The 18,453-nt window shown below is 71.3% G+C and carries 14 protein-coding genes; 8 read left to right on the top strand and 6 right to left on the bottom strand.

Features of this window, described 5'->3' with window-relative positions; translation table 11 throughout:
* Positions 1 to 119 precede the first annotated feature (119 nt).
* Positions 120 to 308 carry an alpha/beta hydrolase family protein gene (locus LGI35_RS19430; protein ID WP_227295085.1) on the top strand — a complete coding sequence of 63 codons (189 nt, stop codon included), beginning with the start codon at positions 120 to 122 and terminating at the stop codon, positions 306 to 308.
* Between the two features lie 12 nt (positions 309 to 320).
* On the opposite strand, the gene LGI35_RS19425 is transcribed toward LGI35_RS19430, so the two are convergent.
* Positions 321 to 812 carry an Rv3235 family protein gene (locus LGI35_RS19425; protein ID WP_227295084.1) on the bottom strand — a complete coding sequence of 164 codons (492 nt, stop codon included), beginning with the start codon at positions 810 to 812 and terminating at the stop codon, positions 321 to 323.
* Positions 813 to 1,101: 289 nt separating this feature from the next.
* On the opposite strand from LGI35_RS19425, the gene LGI35_RS19420 reads away from it, so the two are divergent.
* Both LGI35_RS19420 and LGI35_RS19415 read left to right on the top strand, forming a co-directional pair.
* Positions 1,102 to 1,617, top strand: coding sequence for a DUF6912 family protein (locus LGI35_RS19420; RefSeq protein WP_227295083.1), 516 nt, complete (start codon positions 1,102 to 1,104; stop codon positions 1,615 to 1,617).
* Positions 1,618 to 1,663: 46 nt separating this feature from the next.
* The gene (locus LGI35_RS19415) at positions 1,664 to 2,338 is read left to right on the top strand and encodes an HAD family hydrolase (protein WP_227295082.1); all 675 of its coding nucleotides are present in this window, start codon (positions 1,664 to 1,666) and stop codon (positions 2,336 to 2,338) included.
* Between the two features lie 239 nt (positions 2,339 to 2,577).
* Here LGI35_RS19415 and LGI35_RS19410 read toward each other — a convergent pair whose 3' ends face one another.
* Positions 2,578 to 3,144 (bottom strand): DJ-1/PfpI family protein, encoded by a 567-nt coding sequence (locus LGI35_RS19410; RefSeq protein WP_227295081.1) that lies wholly within the window; start codon positions 3,142 to 3,144, stop codon positions 2,578 to 2,580.
* A gap of 479 nt (positions 3,145 to 3,623) precedes the next feature.
* Here LGI35_RS19410 and LGI35_RS19405 point away from each other — a divergent pair, with 479 nt between their 5' ends.
* The 5 genes from LGI35_RS19405 (at position 3,624) to LGI35_RS19385 (ending at position 12,683) form a co-directional block, all read left to right on the top strand.
* Positions 3,624 to 8,555: an NAD-glutamate dehydrogenase gene (locus tag LGI35_RS19405; RefSeq protein WP_227295080.1), complete on the top strand. Its 4,932-nt coding sequence runs from the start codon at positions 3,624 to 3,626 to the stop codon at positions 8,553 to 8,555.
* 268 nt (positions 8,556 to 8,823) lie between these two features.
* Positions 8,824 to 9,927, top strand: a complete 1,104-nt coding sequence (gene manB, locus LGI35_RS19400; RefSeq protein ID WP_227295079.1) for a mannose-1-phosphate guanylyltransferase — start codon at positions 8,824 to 8,826, stop codon at positions 9,925 to 9,927.
* Positions 9,928 to 10,013: 86 nt separating this feature from the next.
* A complete protein-coding gene (locus LGI35_RS19395; protein ID WP_227300376.1) occupies positions 10,014 to 10,718 on the top strand; it encodes a polyprenol monophosphomannose synthase in 705 nt (234 codons plus the stop codon).
* On the top strand, positions 10,715 to 11,185 hold the full coding sequence (locus LGI35_RS19390) for a GtrA family protein (protein WP_227295078.1): 471 nt from the start codon (positions 10,715 to 10,717) through the stop codon (positions 11,183 to 11,185). Before LGI35_RS19395 ends, LGI35_RS19390 begins: the two co-directional genes overlap by 4 nt.
* Positions 11,169 to 12,683 carry a hypothetical protein gene (locus tag LGI35_RS19385; protein ID WP_227295077.1) on the top strand — a complete coding sequence of 505 codons (1,515 nt, stop codon included), beginning with the start codon at positions 11,169 to 11,171 and terminating at the stop codon, positions 12,681 to 12,683. The genes LGI35_RS19390 and LGI35_RS19385 overlap by 17 nt, the downstream gene beginning before the upstream one ends.
* Here LGI35_RS19385 and LGI35_RS19380 read toward each other — a convergent pair.
* The 4 genes from LGI35_RS19380 to LGI35_RS19365 form a co-directional block, all read right to left on the bottom strand.
* Positions 12,680 to 14,365 (bottom strand): glycosyltransferase family 2 protein, encoded by a 1,686-nt coding sequence (locus LGI35_RS19380; protein ID WP_227295076.1) that lies wholly within the window; start codon positions 14,363 to 14,365, stop codon positions 12,680 to 12,682. The two genes, LGI35_RS19385 and LGI35_RS19380, sit on opposite strands and share 4 nt — an antisense overlap.
* Entirely contained in the window at positions 14,362 to 16,572 is a 2,211-nt protein-coding gene (locus tag LGI35_RS19375) for a bifunctional glycosyltransferase/CDP-glycerol:glycerophosphate glycerophosphotransferase (protein WP_227295075.1), read from the bottom strand. Before LGI35_RS19375 ends, LGI35_RS19380 begins: the two co-directional genes overlap by 4 nt.
* Positions 16,573 to 16,679: 107 nt before the next feature.
* Complete coding sequence (locus tag LGI35_RS19370; RefSeq protein WP_227295074.1) at positions 16,680 to 17,516, bottom strand: ABC transporter ATP-binding protein; 837 nt, start codon at positions 17,514 to 17,516, stop codon at positions 16,680 to 16,682.
* A complete protein-coding gene (locus LGI35_RS19365; RefSeq protein WP_227295073.1) occupies positions 17,509 to 18,426 on the bottom strand; it encodes an ABC transporter permease in 918 nt (305 codons plus the stop codon). The genes LGI35_RS19370 and LGI35_RS19365 overlap by 8 nt, the downstream gene beginning before the upstream one ends.
* Positions 18,427 to 18,453 lie beyond the last annotated feature (27 nt).

Raw genomic sequence — 18,453 nt, 5'->3', positions numbered from 1 at the left:
CGGCGAGGGTCTGAAGAACGCCGACTTCGCGTACGGGACGCCCCGCAACGGAGCGCCCCGGGCCGGCCGCGCTGCCGGCCCGCCACTCCGAGCCGCCCGTCACCCGCCACCGCGAGCCGGTGCTGATCGTGCAGGGCACCGCGGACACGACGGTGCCGGCCGTCACCTCGAAGGAGACGGCGGCGGCGCCGGCGCGGGCCGGGACGCGGGTGACGTACACGTCGTACGAGGGCGTCGGCCACCCTTCGCCGCCGGTGTCCGCGCTGGACGAGGTCGACGCCTGGCTCGACGCGCGGCTGGTGCGCTGACGGCGGCTGCGCTCACGCCCCGGTACCGCGGGGCGGGCGCCCGACCATCTCGACGGCCGTGCAGAGCCAGCGGTGGTCGTCGCCCCGGCGCAGGCGGAAGGCGAGGGCGTGCAGCCGGGGGCCGGCGCTGATCCGGGCGAAGACCTCGTAGACGCCGGGTTCGGGCTGGTAGTGGCCGATGCCGCGGACGACGGGCTGCCGTCCCCGGTCGTTGAGGGGCCGGTCCTCGGCGAGCCGGATCAGGGCGTCGTAGAGGGATCCGGCGAAGTGGCGGGACGCCCAGTGGACGGGGCGCTGGCCGCTGAGCATCAGCAGGAGGCGCTCGGTGAACAGCTCGGCGGGGTGGGGCGGCAGCTGGGGCGGGACGCGTACGGGCCGCGTGCCGGGGCGCCTCGCGTCCTGCCTGCCGGGCGGGCGGCCGCCCGGGGGCCGGGTCGTCCTGGGGCGGCGGCGCGGCTGGTCCATCACCTTGCGCAGCGGCTCATGGGCGGTGGGCTCGTGCATGTCTGGGTCCCCGTTCGGCCTCCGACCGGTGGATACCGATCGGTAACTTCGCTTGGGGATCTTGTACGTGGACGGCGGCGCCGCTCACAAGGCCGGAGGTGCCCGGCGTGGGCGGCCGTAAAGATCACCTATCCGAGTGATCGGACGGCGGACAAGGCGTGCGGGGACGGGGCTCGGGAGCGTCACGGGGAGGTCCGGAGTGGACGTGCGGACGGGTGGTGACCGGCACCCCGAAGGGGGACGCCCGCACGTATCCTGAAGGCCCTCTCGTCGACGAAAGTGGCCCGCCATGCGCGTGTACGTCCCCCTGTCCCTGCCCCGTCTCGCCGAGGCGCACAAGGCGGGCGAACTGGGACCCGGACCGCTCACCGCGTACGCCGTGACACCCGCGCTGCGCGAGTGGTACGTCTCCGACGACATGGAGGAGCTGGAGTACGCGGCCCTCAACCGCGCGGCGGTGGCGTCGCTGCGGCTGATCGCCGGGGATCCGGACGCGCCCCGCAAGCGGGTCGTGGTCGCGCTCGACGTGCCGGACGGTGCCGCGGTGGCCGACCCGGACCGCGGACTCGACCCGGGAGCGCTCGGCGAGGTGCGGATCGCGAACGCGGTCCCCCTGGCCAAGGCCGCGGCGGTGCACGTGGACTCCGTCGACGCCGAGAAGGACGTGACGGCGGCGGCCGCGGCGCTCGGGGCGGCGGACCAGGGCGACGACGACGCGCAGTTCGTCGTCGACGGCGCCGAGGACCACGAGCTCCTCTGGTTCGCCACGCAGGAGATCCCGAATCTGCTCGGCCTGAGCGGCTGACCTGAGCGAACGTACGATTGTCGGTCCCTGCGGGTAAGTTCTTGGCATGGGGAAGCACGCAGCCGGAGCACACATCGTCTGGGACTGGAACGGGACGCTGTTCCACGACAACGACGCGGTCATCAGCGCGACCAACGCCGCCTTCGAGGAGATCGGACTCGAGCCGATCACCCTGGAGCGGTACAGAGAGCTGTACTGCGTGCCGATACCCCGCTTCTACCAGCGGCTGATGGGCCGGCTGCCCACTGAGGCCGAGTGGGAGCGCATGGACACCGCTTTCCAGCGGCACTACACGCTCCACCGCACGGCCTGCGGGCTCGCCGACGGCGCGGAGCTCCTCCTCGCCGACTGGCGCTCCGCGGGCCGCAGCCAGTCGATCCTCAGCATGTACGGGCATGACGAACTCGTTCCGCTGGTGCGGGAGTTCGGGATCGAGTCGCACTTCCTGCGGATCGACGGGCGCACCGGCCCCTCCGGCGGCAGCAAGGCCGAGCACATGGTCCGCCATCTCGGTGCGCTGGCCGGTTCAGGGGTGGCGCCGGGGCGCACGGTGGTCATCGGGGACGCGGCCGACGACGCGGTGGCAGCGCTGCATGTGGGCGCCGGCGCCGTGCTCTACACCGGCGGGTCGCACAGCAGGGCCAGCCTCGAAGGCGTGGGGGTGCCGATCGTGGACACTCTCGCCGAGGCCGTGGGAGTGGCGCGGCGCCTGGCGGAGTGAGTGAATCCGCTCACGTTCCGCGGCGGGCGCGCACGGTGGACGCGCACGTGGAGCACATAGTGGCCAAGTTGGGTGTCGCGTCCCGTAGGGAGATCAGATCGCGGCGGTCGAGGGAAAGCCGTAGCCCCGTGGGGTTCCGTCGTGTCGCTCCAGGAGCGCCGTGCGTAGCGGCTGACCTCGTCGGCGGGTCAGCCGCCACCCATGGCGCCCCTGGAGCGACAGGCGTCAGGCGTCAGGCCTCAGGTCACCGGCGCCTTGGCGCGCAGCACCGTGAGGAACTCCCGCATCCACCCCGGGTGGTCCGGCCAGGCGCGGGACGACACCAGCGTCCCGTCGACCACCACTTCCGCGTCGCGGAAAGCCGCACCGGCCGCCTGCATGTCGGGCTCCAGCGCCGGATAGGCCGTGACGTTGCGCCCGCGCAGCCCGTCGACGGCCGCCGTGAGCAGCGGTCCGTGGCAGATCTGGGCCACGGGCTTGTCGGCGTCGAAAAAAGACTTCAGAATCTTGCGAAGCTCCGGGTCGTTGCGCAGATACTCGGGGGCGCGGCCGCCCGGGATCACGACAGCGACATACTGTTCCGGCTCGACCTCCGCGAACGCGAGATCGGCGGGCCAGGTGTAGCCGGGCTTCTCCGTGTACGTGTCGAACCCCGGCTCGAAGTCATGGACGACGAACCGCAGCTTCTTGCGCTCCGGGGCGGCGATGTGGACGTCGTAGCCCTCCTCGCGCAGGCGCTGGTAGGGGTACAGGACTTCCAGTGACTCGGCGGCGTCGCCGGTCACCAGGAGGATCTTGGGTGCCATGGCTGTGCGCTCCCCTCGGAGCCTTCGGGCCGGGGTGTCTTCCCCTCAACGTGGACCCGGCGCGACCGTTAGGCAACCCCTCGTGGCATCCATCCGCGTCGCTGTCCCTGTGCAGAGTGTCAAAGTTCGACCGCTGTATTTGTACACATACGGCTCATGACGACTCCCGGGGGAGGGGCGATAGCCTTGACCCGTGATCAGCGCGATATCTCGCGGGGGCATCGTCGCCCCCTGCCCGCGCCGGGAGCACACGGAGATCTACATCCGTGCCCGGTGCTCCGCTGACCATTCCCTTCGGGACGGAACATGGATGCCGTCCCGGCTCCGGGCAGGAAATACGCCAAAAATGGCGGATAAACGCCCGCTCATCTCTCATCCCGGCATACCGTCGACCTCGACCGGAGACCCCGCGTCGTGGCGTTGTGCCGCATCAATTTCTTCAACGTCACGCAACGGCGCGCGACAGGAGCCAGAGGACAATGCAGACCAAGCTGGACGAAGCCAAGGCCGAGCTGCTCGCACGGGCCGCCCGGGTAGCTGAGAACAGCCCGGCAGGGGGGCATCTCCCGGCCGGGACGAATGGCGAGGGGGCTCCGGACCAGGAGTCCGTGCTCGCGTTCCTCCAGCGCTACTACCTGCACACCGCCCCCGAGGACCTGGCCGACCGTGACCCGGTCGACGTCTTCGGAGCAGCCGTCTCCCACTACCGGCTCGCGGAGGTCCGCCCGCAGGGCACCGCGAACGTCAAGGTCCACACGCCGACGGTCGAGGAGAACGGCTGGACCTGCAGCCACTCCGTCGTCGAGGTCGTCACCGACGACATGCCGTTCCTGGTCGACTCGGTCACCAACGAGCTGTCCCGCCAGGGCCGCGGCATCCACGTCGTGATCCACCCGCAGGTCACCGTGCGCCGCGACCTGACCGGCAAGCTCCTGGAGGTCCTGCCCGCGGGCAGCGCCGCCGACGGCCACGACACGCTCACCGAGTCGTGGATCCACGTGGAGATCGACCGGGAGACCGACCGCGCCGACCTGAAGCAGATCACCTCCGACCTGCTGCGTGTCCTGTCCGACGTCCGTGAGGCCGTCGAGGACTGGGAGAAGATGCGGGACTCGGCGCTGCGCATCGCCGACGACCTGCCCAGCGAGCCCACCGCCGACGACGTGCGTGCCCAGGACGTCGAGGAGGCCCGCGAGCTGCTGCGCTGGCTGTCCACCGACCACTTCACGTTCCTCGGCTACCGCGAGTACGAGCTGCGCGAGGACGACTCGCTGTCCGCCGTGCCCGGCACCGGCCTCGGCATCCTGCGCTCCGACCCGCAGCACGGCGTCGACGACCACCACCCGGTGAGCCCGTCCTTCAGCCGGCTGCCCGCCGACGCGCGCGCCAAGGCCCGCGAGCACAAGATCCTCGTGCTGACCAAGGCCAACAGCCGCGCCACCGTGCACCGCCCCTCGTACCTCGACTACGTCGGCGTCAAGAAGTTCGACGCCGAGGGCAACGTCATCGGCGAGCGCCGCTTCCTCGGCCTCTTCTCGAGCGCCGCGTACACGGAGAGCGTCCGGCGCGTCCCGGTCGTGCGCCGCAAGGTCCAGGAAGTGCTGCGGGGCGCCGGGTTCTCGCCCAACAGCCACGACGGCCGCGACCTGCTCCAGATCCTGGAGACGTACCCGCGCGACGAGCTGTTCCAGACCCCGGCCGACGAGCTGCGCGCCATCGTCACCAGCGTCCTCTACCTCCAGGAGCGCCGCCGGCTGCGGCTCTACCTGCGCCAGGACGAGTACGGCCGCTACTACTCGGCCCTCGTCTACCTGCCGCGCGACCGCTACACCACCGGTGTCCGGCTGCGGATCATCGACATCCTCAAGGAAGAGCTCGACGGCACCAGCGTCGACTTCACGGCCTGGAACACCGAGTCGATCCTGTCCCGGCTGCACTTCGTCGTCCGCGTCGAGCCGGGCACCGAGCTGCCCGCGCTGACCGAGGCGGACACCGAGCGCATCGAGGCGCGGCTCGTGGACGCCGCCCGCTCGTGGGCCGACGGCTTCGGCGAGGCGCTGAACGCGGAGTGCGGCGAGGAGCGCGCGGCCGAGCTGGCCCGCCGCTACTCCGGCGCCTTCCCCGAGGGCTACAAGGCCGACCACTCGCCGCGCGCGGCGGTCGCCGACCTCGTCCACCTGGAGGCCCTCAAGCGCGGCGAGAAGGACTTCTCGCTCTCGCTGTACGAGCCCGTGGGCGCGGCCCCCGGTGAGCGCCGCTTCAAGATCTACCGCACTGGAGCCCCGGTCTCCCTCTCGTCCGTCCTGCCGGTCCTCAACCGGCTCGGCGTCGAGGTCATCGACGAGCGCCCGTACGAGCTGCGCTGCTCGGACCGGACCACCGCGTGGATCTACGACTTCGGTCTGCAGATGCCCAAGTCGCCCAACGGCAACGGCGACTACCTCGGTGACGACGGCCGCGAGCGCTTCCAGGAGGCCTTCACGGCGACCTGGACCGGTGCCGCCGAGGACGACGGCTTCAACTCCCTCGTCCTGAGCGCCGGTCTGAACTGGCGGCAGGCGATGGTGCTGCGCGCGTACGCCAAGTACCTGCGCCAGGCCGGTGCGACGTTCAGCCAGGACTACATGGAGGACACCCTCCGTAACAACGTCCACACCACCCGCCTCCTGGTGAGCCTCTTCGAGGCGCGCATGTCGCCGGAGCGCCAGCGGGCCGGGACCGAGCTGATCGACGGGCTCCTGGAGGAACTCGACGGGGCGCTCGACCAGGTCGCGAGCCTGGACGAGGACCGGATCCTGCGGTCCTTCCTGACCGTCATCAAGGCGACGCTGCGGACGAACTTCTTCCAGAAGTCCGACGACGGCAAGCCGCACGCGTACGTCTCCATGAAGTTCGACCCGCAGGCCATCCCCGACCTGCCCGCGCCGCGCCCCGCCTTCGAGATCTGGGTGTACTCGCCGCGCGTCGAGGGTGTGCACCTGCGCTTCGGCAAGGTCGCGCGCGGTGGTCTGCGCTGGTCCGACCGGCGTGAGGACTTCCGTACCGAGGTCCTCGGCCTGGTCAAGGCGCAGATGGTGAAGAACACCGTCATCGTGCCGGTCGGCGCCAAGGGCGGCTTCGTCGCGAAGAACCTGCCGGACCCGAGCGTCGACCGTGACGCCTGGCTGGCCGAGGGTGTCGCGTCGTACAAGACCTTCATCTCGGCGCTGCTCGACATCACCGACAACCTGGTGGCCGGCGAGGTCGTGCCCCCGGCGGACGTCGTGCGCCACGACGAGGACGACACGTACCTCGTGGTCGCGGCCGACAAGGGCACGGCGACGTTCTCCGACATCGCCAACGCGGTCGCCGAGTCGTACAACTTCTGGCTCGGTGACGCCTTCGCCTCCGGCGGTTCGGCGGGCTACGACCACAAGGGCATGGGCATCACCGCCCGCGGCGCCTGGGAGTCCGTGAAGCGGCACTTCCGGGAGCTGGGCACCGACACGCAGACCGAGGACTTCACGGTCGTCGGCGTCGGCGACATGTCCGGTGACGTGTTCGGCAACGGCATGCTGCTCTCCGAGCACATCCGCCTGGTCGCCGCGTTCGACCACCGGCACATCTTCATCGACCCGCGGCCCGACGCGGCCACCTCGTACGCCGAGCGCCGCCGTCTGTTCGACCTGCCGCGCTCCTCGTGGGCCGACTACAACAAGGAGCTGATCTCCGCGGGCGGCGGCATCTTCCCGCGCTCCGCCAAGGCGATCCAGCTCAACGCGCACATCCGCGAGGCACTCGGCATCGAGTCGGGCGCCGCGAAGATGACGCCGGCCGACCTGATGAAGACGATCCTGCACGCGCCGGTCGACCTGCTGTGGAACGGCGGCATCGGCACGTACGTGAAGTCGTCCGCCGAGTCGAACGCGGACGTCGGCGACAAGGCCAACGACGCGATCCGCGTGGACGGCCAGGACGTGCGGGCCAAGGTGATCGGCGAGGGCGGCAACCTCGGCGCGACCCAGCTGGGCCGTATCGAGTTCGCGCGCAAGGGTGGCAAGGTCAACACCGACGCCATCGACAACAGCGCGGGCGTGGACACCTCCGACCACGAGGTGAACATCAAGATCCTGCTCAACGCGCTCGTCACCGACGGCGACATGACCGTCAAGCAGCGCAACAAGCTGCTCGCCGAGATGACCGACGAGGTCGGTGCCCTGGTGCTGCGCAACAACTACGCGCAGAACACGGCCCTCGCCAACGCGGTCGCCCAGGCGCCCGACCTGCTCCACGCCCACCAGCGCTTCATGCGCCGCCTGGTCCGCGACGGGAACCTCGACCGGGCCCTGGAGTTCCTGCCGGCCGACCGGCAGGTCAAGGAACTGCTGAACTCCGGGCGCGGTCTGAGCCAGCCCGAGCTGGCCGTCCTCCTCGCGTACACGAAGATCACGGCCGCGCACGAGCTGATCCAGACGTCGCTGCCGGACGACCCGTACCTGCGCAGGCTCCTGCACGCCTACTTCCCGCAGGCGCTGCGCGAGCGGTTCTCCGACGCGGTCGACGGGCACGCGCTGCGCCGCGAGATCATCACCACGGTGCTGGTCAACGACACGGTGAACACGGGCGGTTCGACGTTCCTGCACCGGCTGCGCGAGGAGACCGGGGCGTCCCTGGAGGAGATCGTGCGGGCGCAGCTCGCCGCGCGCGAGATCTTCGGCCTCGGCGAGGTCTGGGACGCGGTCGAGGCGCTCGACAATGTCGTCGCCGCGGACGTCCAGACCCGGATCAGGCTGCACTCGCGCCGCCTGGTCGAGCGTGGCACGCGCTGGCTGCTCAACAACCGGCCGCAGCCGCTCCAGCTCGCCGAGACGATCGACTTCTTCCATGAGGGTGTCGCCCAGGTCTGGTCGGCCATGCCGAAGATGCTGCGCGGCGCGGACGCCGAGTGGTACCAGTCGATCCTGGACGAGCTGACCGCCGCGGGCGTGCCGGAGGAGCTGGCCGAGCGGGTCGCCGGGTTCTCCTCGGCCTTCCCGACGCTCGACATCGTGGCGATCGCCGACCGCACCGGCAAGGACCCCCTGGCCGTCGCCGAGGTGTACTACGACCTCGCGGACCGGCTGTCCATCGCGCAGCTGATGGACCGGATCATCGAGCTGCCGCGGTCCGACCGCTGGCAGTCGATGGCCCGCGCCTCGATCCGCGAGGACCTGTACGCGGCGCACGCCGCCCTCACGGCCGATGTGCTGGCCGCCGGGAACGGCGTGTCGACTCCGGAGCAGCGCTTCGACGCGTGGCAGGAGAAGAACGCGCCGATCCTGGGCCGCGCGCGGACGACCCTGGAGGAGATCCAGAGCTCGGACGCCTTCGACCTGGCGAACCTGTCGGTCGCGATGCGCACGATGAGGACGCTGCTGCGCACGCACTCGTAGGGTCCGCGTCAGCGAACGGGGGCGCCCCGCACCGGAACTCCGGTGCGGGGCGCCCCCGTTTCACCGCCCGGACTCTTTCCGTTCTCTTCCCATTCTCCGGCCGGCCTCTTGACCGGGTCTGACCTGATGGACCGCGCGCCCAATCGGTTGCTCCTGAAGGCGCGGCGGCCCCGAGGGGTTCGTCATGAGCGATCAAATCGGGCATTACGTCTAAAGTGGACCCGATTGTCAGATTGGCGGCACGGAGCGGAGAGGGCGGGAAGGGTTCATGACGGAAGCGATTCTGCTGGTCGGCGGGCTGGGTACCCGGCTGCGGCCGCTCACGGTCAACACCCCCAAGCCCATGGTGCCGGCGGCCGGCGTCCCCTTCCTGGCCCACCAGATCGCGCGGCTCGCCGCCGCGGGCGTCGACCACGTCGTCCTCGCCACCTGCTATCTCGCCGAAGTCTTCGAGCCGTACTTCGGCGACGGATCGGCGCACGGCGTCCACCTCGAATACGCCGTCGAGTACGAGGCGCTGGGCACCGGCGGCGCGATCCGGCACGCGGCCCGCCGTCTGATCTCCGCACCCGAGGACCCTGTCCTCGTCTGCAACGGCGACATCCTCACCGGCCTCGACACCCGCGCTCTCATCGACCGGCACCGCGAACGCGAGGCCGATGTCACCCTCCACCTCTCCCGCGTCGACGACCCCAGCGCCTTCGGCCTCGTACCCACCGACGCCGACGGCTGCGTACTCGCCTTCACCGAGAAGCCGCAGACGCCCGAGGAGCTCGTCACGGACCAGATCAACGCGGGCTCCTACGTGTTCCGCAGGTCCGTCATCGACAGCATCCCCGCCGGGCGGGTCGTCTCCGTCGAGCGCGAGACGTTCCCCGGCCTGCTCGCCGCGGGCGCCTATCTGCACGGCATGGTCGAGGACTCCTACTGGCTCGACCTCGGCCGGCCCGAAGCCTTCGTGCAGGCCTCCGCCGACCTCGTGCGCGGCGTCATCCACTCACCCGCCGTGCCCGGAGTGCGCGGCGAGTCCCTCGTCCTGCCCGGCGCGAAGGTCGCCGCCGACGCGTGGCTCGCCGACGGTACCGTCGTCGGGGCGGGCGCCCGGGTAGGTTCAGGAGCTGTGGTCCACGGTTCCGTGCTGCACGACGGCGCGACCGTGGGCGCCGGTGCCTACGTAAGGAACAGTCTGGTCGGCGCGGGTGCGCGGATCGGGCGGCGCTCCGTCCTGCACGGCAGCGTCATCGGTGACGGCGCCCGCGTCGGCGCCCACAACGATCTGCGGAACGGAACCCGGGTGTGGTGCGAGGCCGTACTGCCCGACCGGGCCGTCCGCTTCTCCTCCCTCGCCGGAGAAGGGCTGACCGAACAGTGAACACGAACTCTCCCGACGTCGGGGCCACACCGGCCGCCGCGAAACCGCTGCCCGACGACTGGGCCCGCACCCCCCTCACCGTCGTCATGCCGACGTACAACGAGGCGGGCAACCTGCCCGGCATGGCCGACGCCCTCATGGCGCTCCCGCTCCCGGGTCTGCGCCTCCTCGTCGTCGACGACTCCAGCCCCGACGGCACCGGCGACATCGCCGAGCGGTACGCCGAACGGCACGGGCGCGACCGGATGAGCGTCCTGCACCGGGCGGGGAAGGAGGGTCTCGGCCGGGCCTACGCGGCCGGCATGGCACGGGCCGTCGCCGACGGGGCGCGCTACGTCCTCCAGATGGACGCCGACGGCAGCCACCCCGTCGACAAGGTCCCCGCGCTCCTCGGCACCGCCCTCTCCACCGGAGCCGCCGTCACCATCGGCAGCCGCTACGTCCAGGGCGGCACGCTCTCCGACGCGTGGGGCGCGCACCGCAGGCTCCTGTCCCGCTGGGCCAACGCCTATGCGGGCACCATCCTCGGCACCCGCGTCCGCGACATCACCGGCGGCTTCAACCTGTGGCGCGAGGACGCCCTGCGCGCCATCGACCTGGCGTCCGTGGACAGCGCGGGCTACAGCTTCCAGGTCGAGATGAAGTTCCGCGCCGTGCGGCGCGGCTTCGGCGTCATGGAGGTCCCCATCCACTTCGAGGACCGCACGGTCGGCGAGTCCAAGATGAACCTGATGGTGCAGCTCGAATCGGTCACCATGCCGTGGAAGCTGCGGGCGAGGGGGCACCGATGACGGTCCCCACCGCGGTGCGCGAGGCGCCGCCCGTCGTCGTACCCGTCCGGGCCCGCGTGCGCCGCCTGTCCATGGAGGTCGCCAAGTTCGGCCTCGTCGGCGGCAGCGGTGTCGCCGTCAACTTCCTCGTCTTCAACCTCCTGCTGCACGGCATCGGCCGGGCCCCGATGACGGCGACGGTCCTGGCCAGCTGCGTCGCCATGGCCACCAACTACCTGGGCTTCCGCTTCTTCGCCTACCGGGACCGGGCCTCCCGCACCCGCCGCCAGATCGCGCTGTTCTTCGGCTTCAGCGCGCTCGGCGTCCTCATGGAGAGCGTCCTGTTCTACGCCGGGTACCACGGCGCCTCGATGACCGGACCCCTCGCTTCGAACGTCGCCAAGGCGCTGTCCATCGTCCTGGCCTCGGCGTTCCGCTTCCTCGTCTACCGGACGTGGGTCTTCCAGCACGATGCGCGCCGCGAGTAACGCCGCCCTCAGGGCCGCCGCCCCGCTGATCCTCCTGCTGCTCCTCGCGCTGCTCGTGGCAGTCGCCGTCCGGCTCCCATGGGCGGGCGACCTCGGCATCCACGCGGCCACCGTCGAGCGCCTGCGCCACGATCTCCTCGACCCGGGCAACCCGCTGGTCGACGAGAAGACGCCGAGCCCGTACTACTCGCCGTGGACGGTGTCCCTCGCCGTCCTCGGCGACGTCACCGGCCTCGGCACCTTCACCGTCCTGCGGATCGCCGCACTGATCTCGCTGACGCTCCTCGTGACCGGCGTATGGCGGTTCACCGGCACCTTCACCGGCGCGTCCACGGGCCGCACCCGGCGCACGGCGGTCACCGTGCTCGTCCTCCTGTGCCTGCTCCTCCTGTGGGGCACGAGCCTGTTCAACTGGAGCGGATTCCTCGGCCTCAACTCCCTTGCCCTGACCGTCTCCTACCCCAGCACGTTCGCGCTCGGGGTGTCGTTCCACTTCTGGGCGCTGCTGCGCCGGGCGCTCGCACGCGGCTCGGGCCTGACCGCGTTCCTCGGCCTCGGCCTGCTCTGGTCCGTGATCCTGCTGAGTCATCAGTTCTCGGGCGTCGTCGCGTCGTTCGGCGCGCTGGCGATGGTGGCCGGGGCGCGGCCCTGGCCGGTACGCGCGGTGTGGACACGGCTCGCGGCCGGGCTCGCCGTCGGTGTGATCGTGCTCGCCGCGTGGCCGTACTACTCGTTCTTCTCGCTCTTCCAGGCGCAGGGCCTGGAGGAGATCCACCGGGCTCTGTACGGGAACCTGCTCGGCCGGTACTGGCTCCTGCTGCCCGGCGTGTTCGCCCTCGCCCTGCGTCTGCGCAGGGACCGCCGGGATCCGCTGGTGGTCTTCTTCGCGCTCGGGGCGCTGATGTTCGTGGCGGGCGGGGTGAGCGGCCACTACTCGTGGGGCCGGGTCCTGCCGGCCGCCGTGATCCCCGCGCAGGTCGCGGCGGGCCTCGAGGTGTTCGGGCAGGGGCGCAGGGCGGTGCGCACGGCGTTCGCCGCGGTGCTCGGCGCGGCGCTCCTCGCGGGCGCGTGGACCCAGTCGGGCGTACTCGGCTACGTCCTGCCGCGCGAGGCCCTGCCCACGCCGATCGCCGACCGCTACAACCCGCCGTGGCGCGGCTACCAGTGGGTGATGCCCTGGGCGAAGTACGGGGACGTGGTCCTCGCCACGATGTTCCCGGCGCGACAGATCCCCGGGTACGGGCCCTACACCGTCGCCCCCGGCTACCCGGACTTCTTCCTGCCCGACGAGGACGCCCGCACCCGCGCCGTGGAGGCCTACTTCGCGCCCGGCACCACGCGGGCCCGGCGCCTCGACGTCCTGCGCCGCTACGAGGTGCGGTGGATCGTGAGCCACCGCGACGACGCCGGCCTCGCCGCCACCGACCCGGCACTGCACAAGGTCACGACGGGCCCGGGAGGCCAGACCCTCTACGAGGTCGTCGGCGACCCGGGCTAACGCAGCGCGCTCTTCACCAGGCGTACCGCGCTCCGTACCCGCCCGTCCGACACCGTGGCCAGCCTGCGCGCCACCGGATGCGTCACCAGGGCCGTGAGCCCGGCCGGCTGCCAGTGGATCTGGAGGCGCCCCGCGCCCCGCCCCTCCGGCTCCACCGTCACCCGGTGCGGGGCCGCCCCCGAGCGGTAGCCGACGCGGGCGGTGAGCGTGGGGAAGTCCAGTGGCGCGAGCAGGACCGCCGTGTTGCGCAGGCCTTGTTCCTGGAGCTGGAGCATCGGATGCCGTACGCCGTCGAAGCCGTGCACCGGGAGCGGGGCCGCCGCCAGATCGAGCCGCACCCGCCCCTCGAAGACGCCCGGCCGCACCGGGTCGAGCCGCAGCCGCGTCGTCATGCGGTGCCGCCCCGGCGCCACGATCAGGGCGGCGACGTGCGGGCCGACGGCGAGACGCAGACCGGGGTCGTACGTGCGCACCGACAGGTCGACGGCGGCGCCGGGACCGCGCTCGATCCGCGTGATCTCGTGCCGGAACTGGGCGCCGGGGAAGGGGCGCGAGTACAACTCCTGGTCGGACAGGTCGAGTTCGGCCCGCGCCTCGTCCGACGACGGGACCACCGACCCCCAGTACACGGCGCCGGACGCGTCCGTGGCCGTCTCGCGCGGGGCCACCGCGTGACCGAGCCCGCGCGCGGCGAGCCGGGCGTCGGCGAGGCGCCCGTCGCGCACCAGTTGCAGGACGACCCGCTCCGGGCGCGGCAGCCGGGCGTACGCGCCCGGGGACAGCGTCGCCAGATACGGGTTCACGATCTCGGCGAACCCGGCCAGCCACGCGTCGTCCCGGAAGGGCAGGTCGCCCGCGTACATCCGGAAGTCGTGCTTGAGGAACTTGTAGTCCTTGTCCTCGCGCACCCCCGCGTGACCGCCCACCGCGAGGAACTCGTCGATGAGCTCCTGCACGTGGACGCGGTCGCGGACATTGCTCAGCTTGTGCCGCTGGTTGGAGATCGACGCGTCGTCCGCGGCGACGAACGGCGCGATGTACCAGCGGTAGACCGGCTCGGGGATGACGGTGAAGGACTTCGCGAGGCAGTACGCCTGCGCCGAGAAAAGCTGGTCCTCGTAGTGGATGCCCTCGGGGAACCGCAGCTCGTTGCGGTCGAGGAACTCCCGCTTGTACATCTTGCTCGTCGACAAGTGCTCGAAGAACAGGCCGGGTTCGGCGTCGATCCCGTCGACCGTGCGGCGCTCCGCGACCAGGTGCGGCATCCACGTCGATGTGCGGCCCGTGTCGACGCGGACCCGCTCGACCGCGCCCATCGCGAAGTCGATCCCCCGCTCGCGATGCGCGGCGAGCAGCAACTCGACCGATTCCGGCGGGAGTTCGTCGTCGCTGTCGAGGAACATCAGATACGGGGCGCGGGCGATGTCGAGCGCGCGGTTGCGGGGCGCGCTGCACCCGCCGCTGTTCTCCGGCAGACGCAGGTAGCGCACCCGCGGATCCGCGGCGGCGAGCCGGCGCGCCACCTCGGGGGTGGCGTCCGTCGAGTGGTCGTCGCTGATGACGACCTCGATGTTGCCGTGTGTCTGCCCCAGGACCGAGGCGACGGCGCGCGGCAGCCGCCCGGCGTCGTTGTAGACGATGACGGTGACCGTGACGTCGGGGGTGATCGTGGGCGTGGTCATGGGCGGGCCGCCTCCTCGGGGGTGGGCGCGGGGATGCGCTCGTCGACGGGGATCACCGGGGGCAGGGACGCGCCGCTCTCGCCGAGGAAGACCCGGCGCACGACCCGCTCGGCGGCGTTGCCGTCGTCGAACTCGCAGAACCGGCGCCGGAACGCGGCCCGCGCCTTCCCCGACGCCTCGTCGCGCCACGCGCCCGACGCGAGGATCTCCGTCAGCTCGTCCTGCGTACGGGCGACGGGCCCGGGCGCCTCGGCGATCAGGTCGAAGTAGACCCCGCGGGTCTTCGCGTACATCTCCCAGTCGTCCGCGTAGACCACGATCGGGCGGTCCAGGTTGGCGTAGTCGAACATGATCGACGAGTAGTCCGTGACCAGGGCGTCCGCGGCGAGGCAGAGGTCCTCGACCGGGTCGTACGTGGACACGTCGATGACCCGGCCGCTGCGGCGCAGCTCCGCGAGCGGTGAGGCCGCCCCGCCGTAGAAGTAGTGGCCGCGCACGAGGAGGACGGTGTCGTCGCCCAGGCGGTCGGCGAGCGTGGCCAGGTCGAGGCGCGGGGTCCAGGCGGCCTCGTAGTCGCGGTGGGTGGGCGCATACAGGACGGCCCGCCGGCCCGGCGCGATCCCGAGACGGTCGCGCACAGCCCGGATGTCGGCGGCCGTCGCGCGGTAGAAGACGTCGTTGCGCGGATAGCCGTACTCCAGCGCGACGTAGTGCGCGGGATAGGCGCGCTCCCACATCCGCGTGGAGTGGCTGTTCGACGTGACGCTGTAGTCCCACTTGTCGACGCGGGCCAGGAGCTGGCGGAAGTTGAGCCCCTTGGACGCGGTCGGGTACTCGATCTGGTCGAGGCCCATGCGCTTGAGGGGTGTGCCGTGGTGGGTCATGACGTGGACGGCTTCGGGGCGCTTGACCACGCCGTTGGGGAAGTTGACGTTGTTGACGAGGTACTTGGCGCGGGCCATGACCTCCCAGTAGCGGCGGGAGCCGGGCACGATGTGGTCCGTGCCGGGCGGCAGGAGCGGCGCCTTGGCCGCCGAGACGACCCACACCTGGTGGATGCGCGGGGCGAGTTCGGCGAGCTTCGCGGCGATCGCGCCCGGATTGCAGGCCATCCCCCGGTCCCAGTACGCGGAGAACACCGCCAGGTCCGGGTCCACGGGCCGGCGCAGCTCCCGCCGGTAGCGGTGGCCGCGGACCTTCGCGCCGACCCGCCGCTTGCGCTCCCGGACGGCGGACTTCAGGCCGCGCCGCTTGTGGTTGACGCTCTGGAAGGCGCGGTAACGGGAGTACGCGTCCTCTTCGAGCAGCCGGCGCCGGATGCCTTCGAGCCCCGCGGGCCTGATGTAGCCCTCCGGCCGCCACGCGACGGCCGCGCGGGAGGCCCGGCGGAAGAACTCGCGGCCCACCGGCTCCGGCATCCCGGCGCGGGCCACGATCCGCATGCACTCGGTCGCCATCACGTCGTACAGCACCGCGCGGGGACCGGTCGGCGTGCCGCGGTCGGCCATCAGCCGCTGGAGGTCCTCGTACTCGCCGACGGGCGCGTAGTACTCCTGCGGGGTGAGCGGCGGCAGGCTCGCGGCGCGTAGTCTGCGCTCGTCGAGCACCACCTGCTGCAGGGCGGTGACGCGGTCGGCGAGGACGAGGGCGGCGCGGGCCGCGAAGCGCTCTTCGGTGGCGGCCAGCCGGTCGCGGTGGTCCCTCCAGAACGCGGCGCGCAGGGCGCGGTTGCCGAGCAGCGGGGTGACCCGCAGGAGGTCGGGGCAGTCCGCGAGGGCCAGATCGCGGTCGCCCGCCCTGGCCAGCAGCCGGGCGTCGGGGCCCGGGGCGCCGGAGGTGTGCCAGGTCGAGCGGACCTGGTCGGCGAGTACGACGTCCACGCGCTCGGCGGCGTCCGGGAGGTCCACGACCCGGTCCCGCAGCGCCCGCAGCGCGCCGGGGGGCACCCGGTCCTTGGCGTGCACGAACAGCAGCCACTCGCCCGAGGCCCGCTCGCCGCCGGCCGCGCGGGCCTCCTCGTCGGAAATGGTGCCGGGCAGGGCCAGAACGGTGACGCGGCCCGGCACGTCGGCGGTCGGCGCCGGATCGTCCACGGCCGCGACGACGAGCTCCGCCCCCTCGGGCAGCTGGCCGGTCACGCTGTCCAGACAGTCGGCGAGATGCCCCTGCACGTCCCGGCCGTACACGATGACGCTGAGTTCCTGCACGGTCGCTCGTCCCTTCTTCTCCTGGCGCACCATAGTGTCACCAATCGGATAAAAGGGATAAGGGGGTGGGGCTGAAAGGGACAAGGGGAGCGGGTCCCGAATCGGCCTCAGGCGGAAACGGCGACCTTGCCCTTCGCGGGTTCCGTCCGGCCGCCGCCCGGACTGGTGAACGCCTCGTACGCCTCGAGGACCTCGTCCGTCGGCCCGTCCATGCGCAGCTCGCCGCGCTCCAGCCACAGGACCCGGTCGCAGGTGTCGCGGATCGACTTGTTGTTGTGACTGACGAGGAAGACCGAGCCGGCCTCCTTGCGCAGCTCGCGGATCCGCGACTCCGAGCGCTTCTGGAAGGACCGGTCGCCGGTGGCCAGGGCCTCGTCGATCAGCAGCACGTCATGGTCCTTGGCGGCGGCGATGGAGAACCGGAGCCGGGCGGCCATGCCCGAGGAGTACGTGCGCATCGGCAGCGTGATGAAGTCGCCCTTCTCGTTGATGCCGGAGAAGCCGACGATGTCCTCGTAGCGCTCGCGGACCTCCTCGCGGCTCATGCCCATGGCGAGGCCGCCGAGATGGACGTTGCGCTCGCCCGTGAGGTCGTTCATCAGCGCCGCGTTCACGCCGAGCAGGGACGGCTGGCCATGCGTGAAGATCCGGCCGTTCTCAGTCGGCAGCAGCCCCGCGACCGCCTTGAGCAGCGTCGACTTGCCCGACCCGTTCGTGCCGATCAGGCCGATCGCCTCGCCCTTGTACGCGGTGAACGAGACCTTCTTCACCGCGTGCACCTTGCGCACGCCGGCCCGCGCCTCGGCCTTCTTCCGGCCGCCGATGATGCGGCCGAGCGCGGCGGTCGCGGTGCCGCGACCCGCCCCGGTGCCGTTCACGCGGTAGACGATGTCGACGTTGTCGACGATGACGGTGGGGATCCGCTCCCCGGAGGTGTCAGCCACGGCCGTACGTCTCCTCTGCCTTCCAGAAGTAGATGAACCCGCCGACGCCCGCGAGCAGCGCCCACCCGGCCGCGATCGCCCACACGTGGGGCGGCAGCTGATCGCGGTGGAAGCTGTCGATCAGGGCGAAGCGCATCAGGTCGATGTAGACGGCGGCCGGGTTCGCGGACAGCAGTACGTGCACGACGTGCGGCAGGTGCTGGTTCTTGAGCACCTTGTCGATGCTCCACATCACGCCGGACGTGTACATCCACGTACGCAGCAGGAACGGCATCAGCTGCGCGATGTCCGGCGTCCGCGCGCCCATCCTCGCCATGACGAGCGCCACGCCGGTGTTGAAGACGAACTGGAGCAGCAGGGCCGGCAGGACCAGGAACCACGAGAGGGCCGGCGGAACGCCGAAGCAGAACAGGATCACCACCAGCGCGCACATCGAGAACAGCAGCTGCTGGAGCTGCTGGAGCGCGAACGACACCGGCAGCGCGGCGCGCGGGAAGTGCAGCGCCCGTACGAGGCCGAGGTTGCCGGAGATCGCGCGGGTGCCCGCCATGATCGAGCTCTGCGTGAACGTCCACACGAACACGCCGGTGACCAGGAACGGCACATAGTCCGGCACGTTGTGCTTCGTATTCATCAGCACGCCGAAGATGAAGTAGTAGACCGCCGCGTTCAGGAGCGGGTTCGCCACCTGCCACAACTGGCCCAGCTTCGCCTGGCTGTACTGCGCCGTGAGCTTGGCCGTCGCGAAGGCGGTGATGAAGTGGCGCCGCTGCCAGAGCTGGCCCACGTACGCCGCGAGCGACGGGCGCGCGCCGCTGACCGAGAGGCCGTACCGCGCGGCCAGCTCCGCGGGATCTTCCACCGGCGCGATGACCGCCGGCGGGGGAGGTGTGTCGACTGCCTGACTCACATCCGCTGCTTTCGCTCAAGGGGTCGG

This window comes from Streptomyces longhuiensis (assembly GCF_020616555.1).
Lineage (GTDB): Bacteria > Actinomycetota > Actinomycetes > Streptomycetales > Streptomycetaceae > Streptomyces > Streptomyces longhuiensis.
This window is presented reverse-complemented; position numbering and strand designations above follow the sequence as displayed.

Bases quoted from the DNA above. Each gene is read 5' to 3' on its own strand.
- LGI35_RS19380 (WP_227295076.1), bottom strand. From the start codon at position 14,365: ATGACCACGCCCACGATCACCCCCGACGTCACGGTCACCGTCATCGTC.
- LGI35_RS19415 (WP_227295082.1), top strand. From the start codon at position 1,664: ATGGGGAAGCACGCAGCCGGAGCACACATCGTCTGGGACTGGAACGGG.
- LGI35_RS19420 (WP_227295083.1), top strand. From the start codon at position 1,102: ATGCGCGTGTACGTCCCCCTGTCCCTGCCCCGTCTCGCCGAGGCGCAC.
- LGI35_RS19395 (WP_227300376.1), top strand. From the start codon at position 10,014: ATGCCGACGTACAACGAGGCGGGCAACCTGCCCGGCATGGCCGACGCC.
- LGI35_RS19405 (WP_227295080.1), top strand. From the start codon at position 3,624: ATGCAGACCAAGCTGGACGAAGCCAAGGCCGAGCTGCTCGCACGGGCC.
- LGI35_RS19425 (WP_227295084.1), bottom strand. From the start codon at position 812: ATGCACGAGCCCACCGCCCATGAGCCGCTGCGCAAGGTGATGGACCAG.
- LGI35_RS19385 (WP_227295077.1), top strand. From the start codon at position 11,169: ATGCGCGCCGCGAGTAACGCCGCCCTCAGGGCCGCCGCCCCGCTGATC.
- LGI35_RS19410 (WP_227295081.1), bottom strand. From the start codon at position 3,144: ATGGCACCCAAGATCCTCCTGGTGACCGGCGACGCCGCCGAGTCACTG.
- manB (WP_227295079.1), top strand. From the start codon at position 8,824: ATGACGGAAGCGATTCTGCTGGTCGGCGGGCTGGGTACCCGGCTGCGG.
- LGI35_RS19390 (WP_227295078.1), top strand. From the start codon at position 10,715: ATGACGGTCCCCACCGCGGTGCGCGAGGCGCCGCCCGTCGTCGTACCC.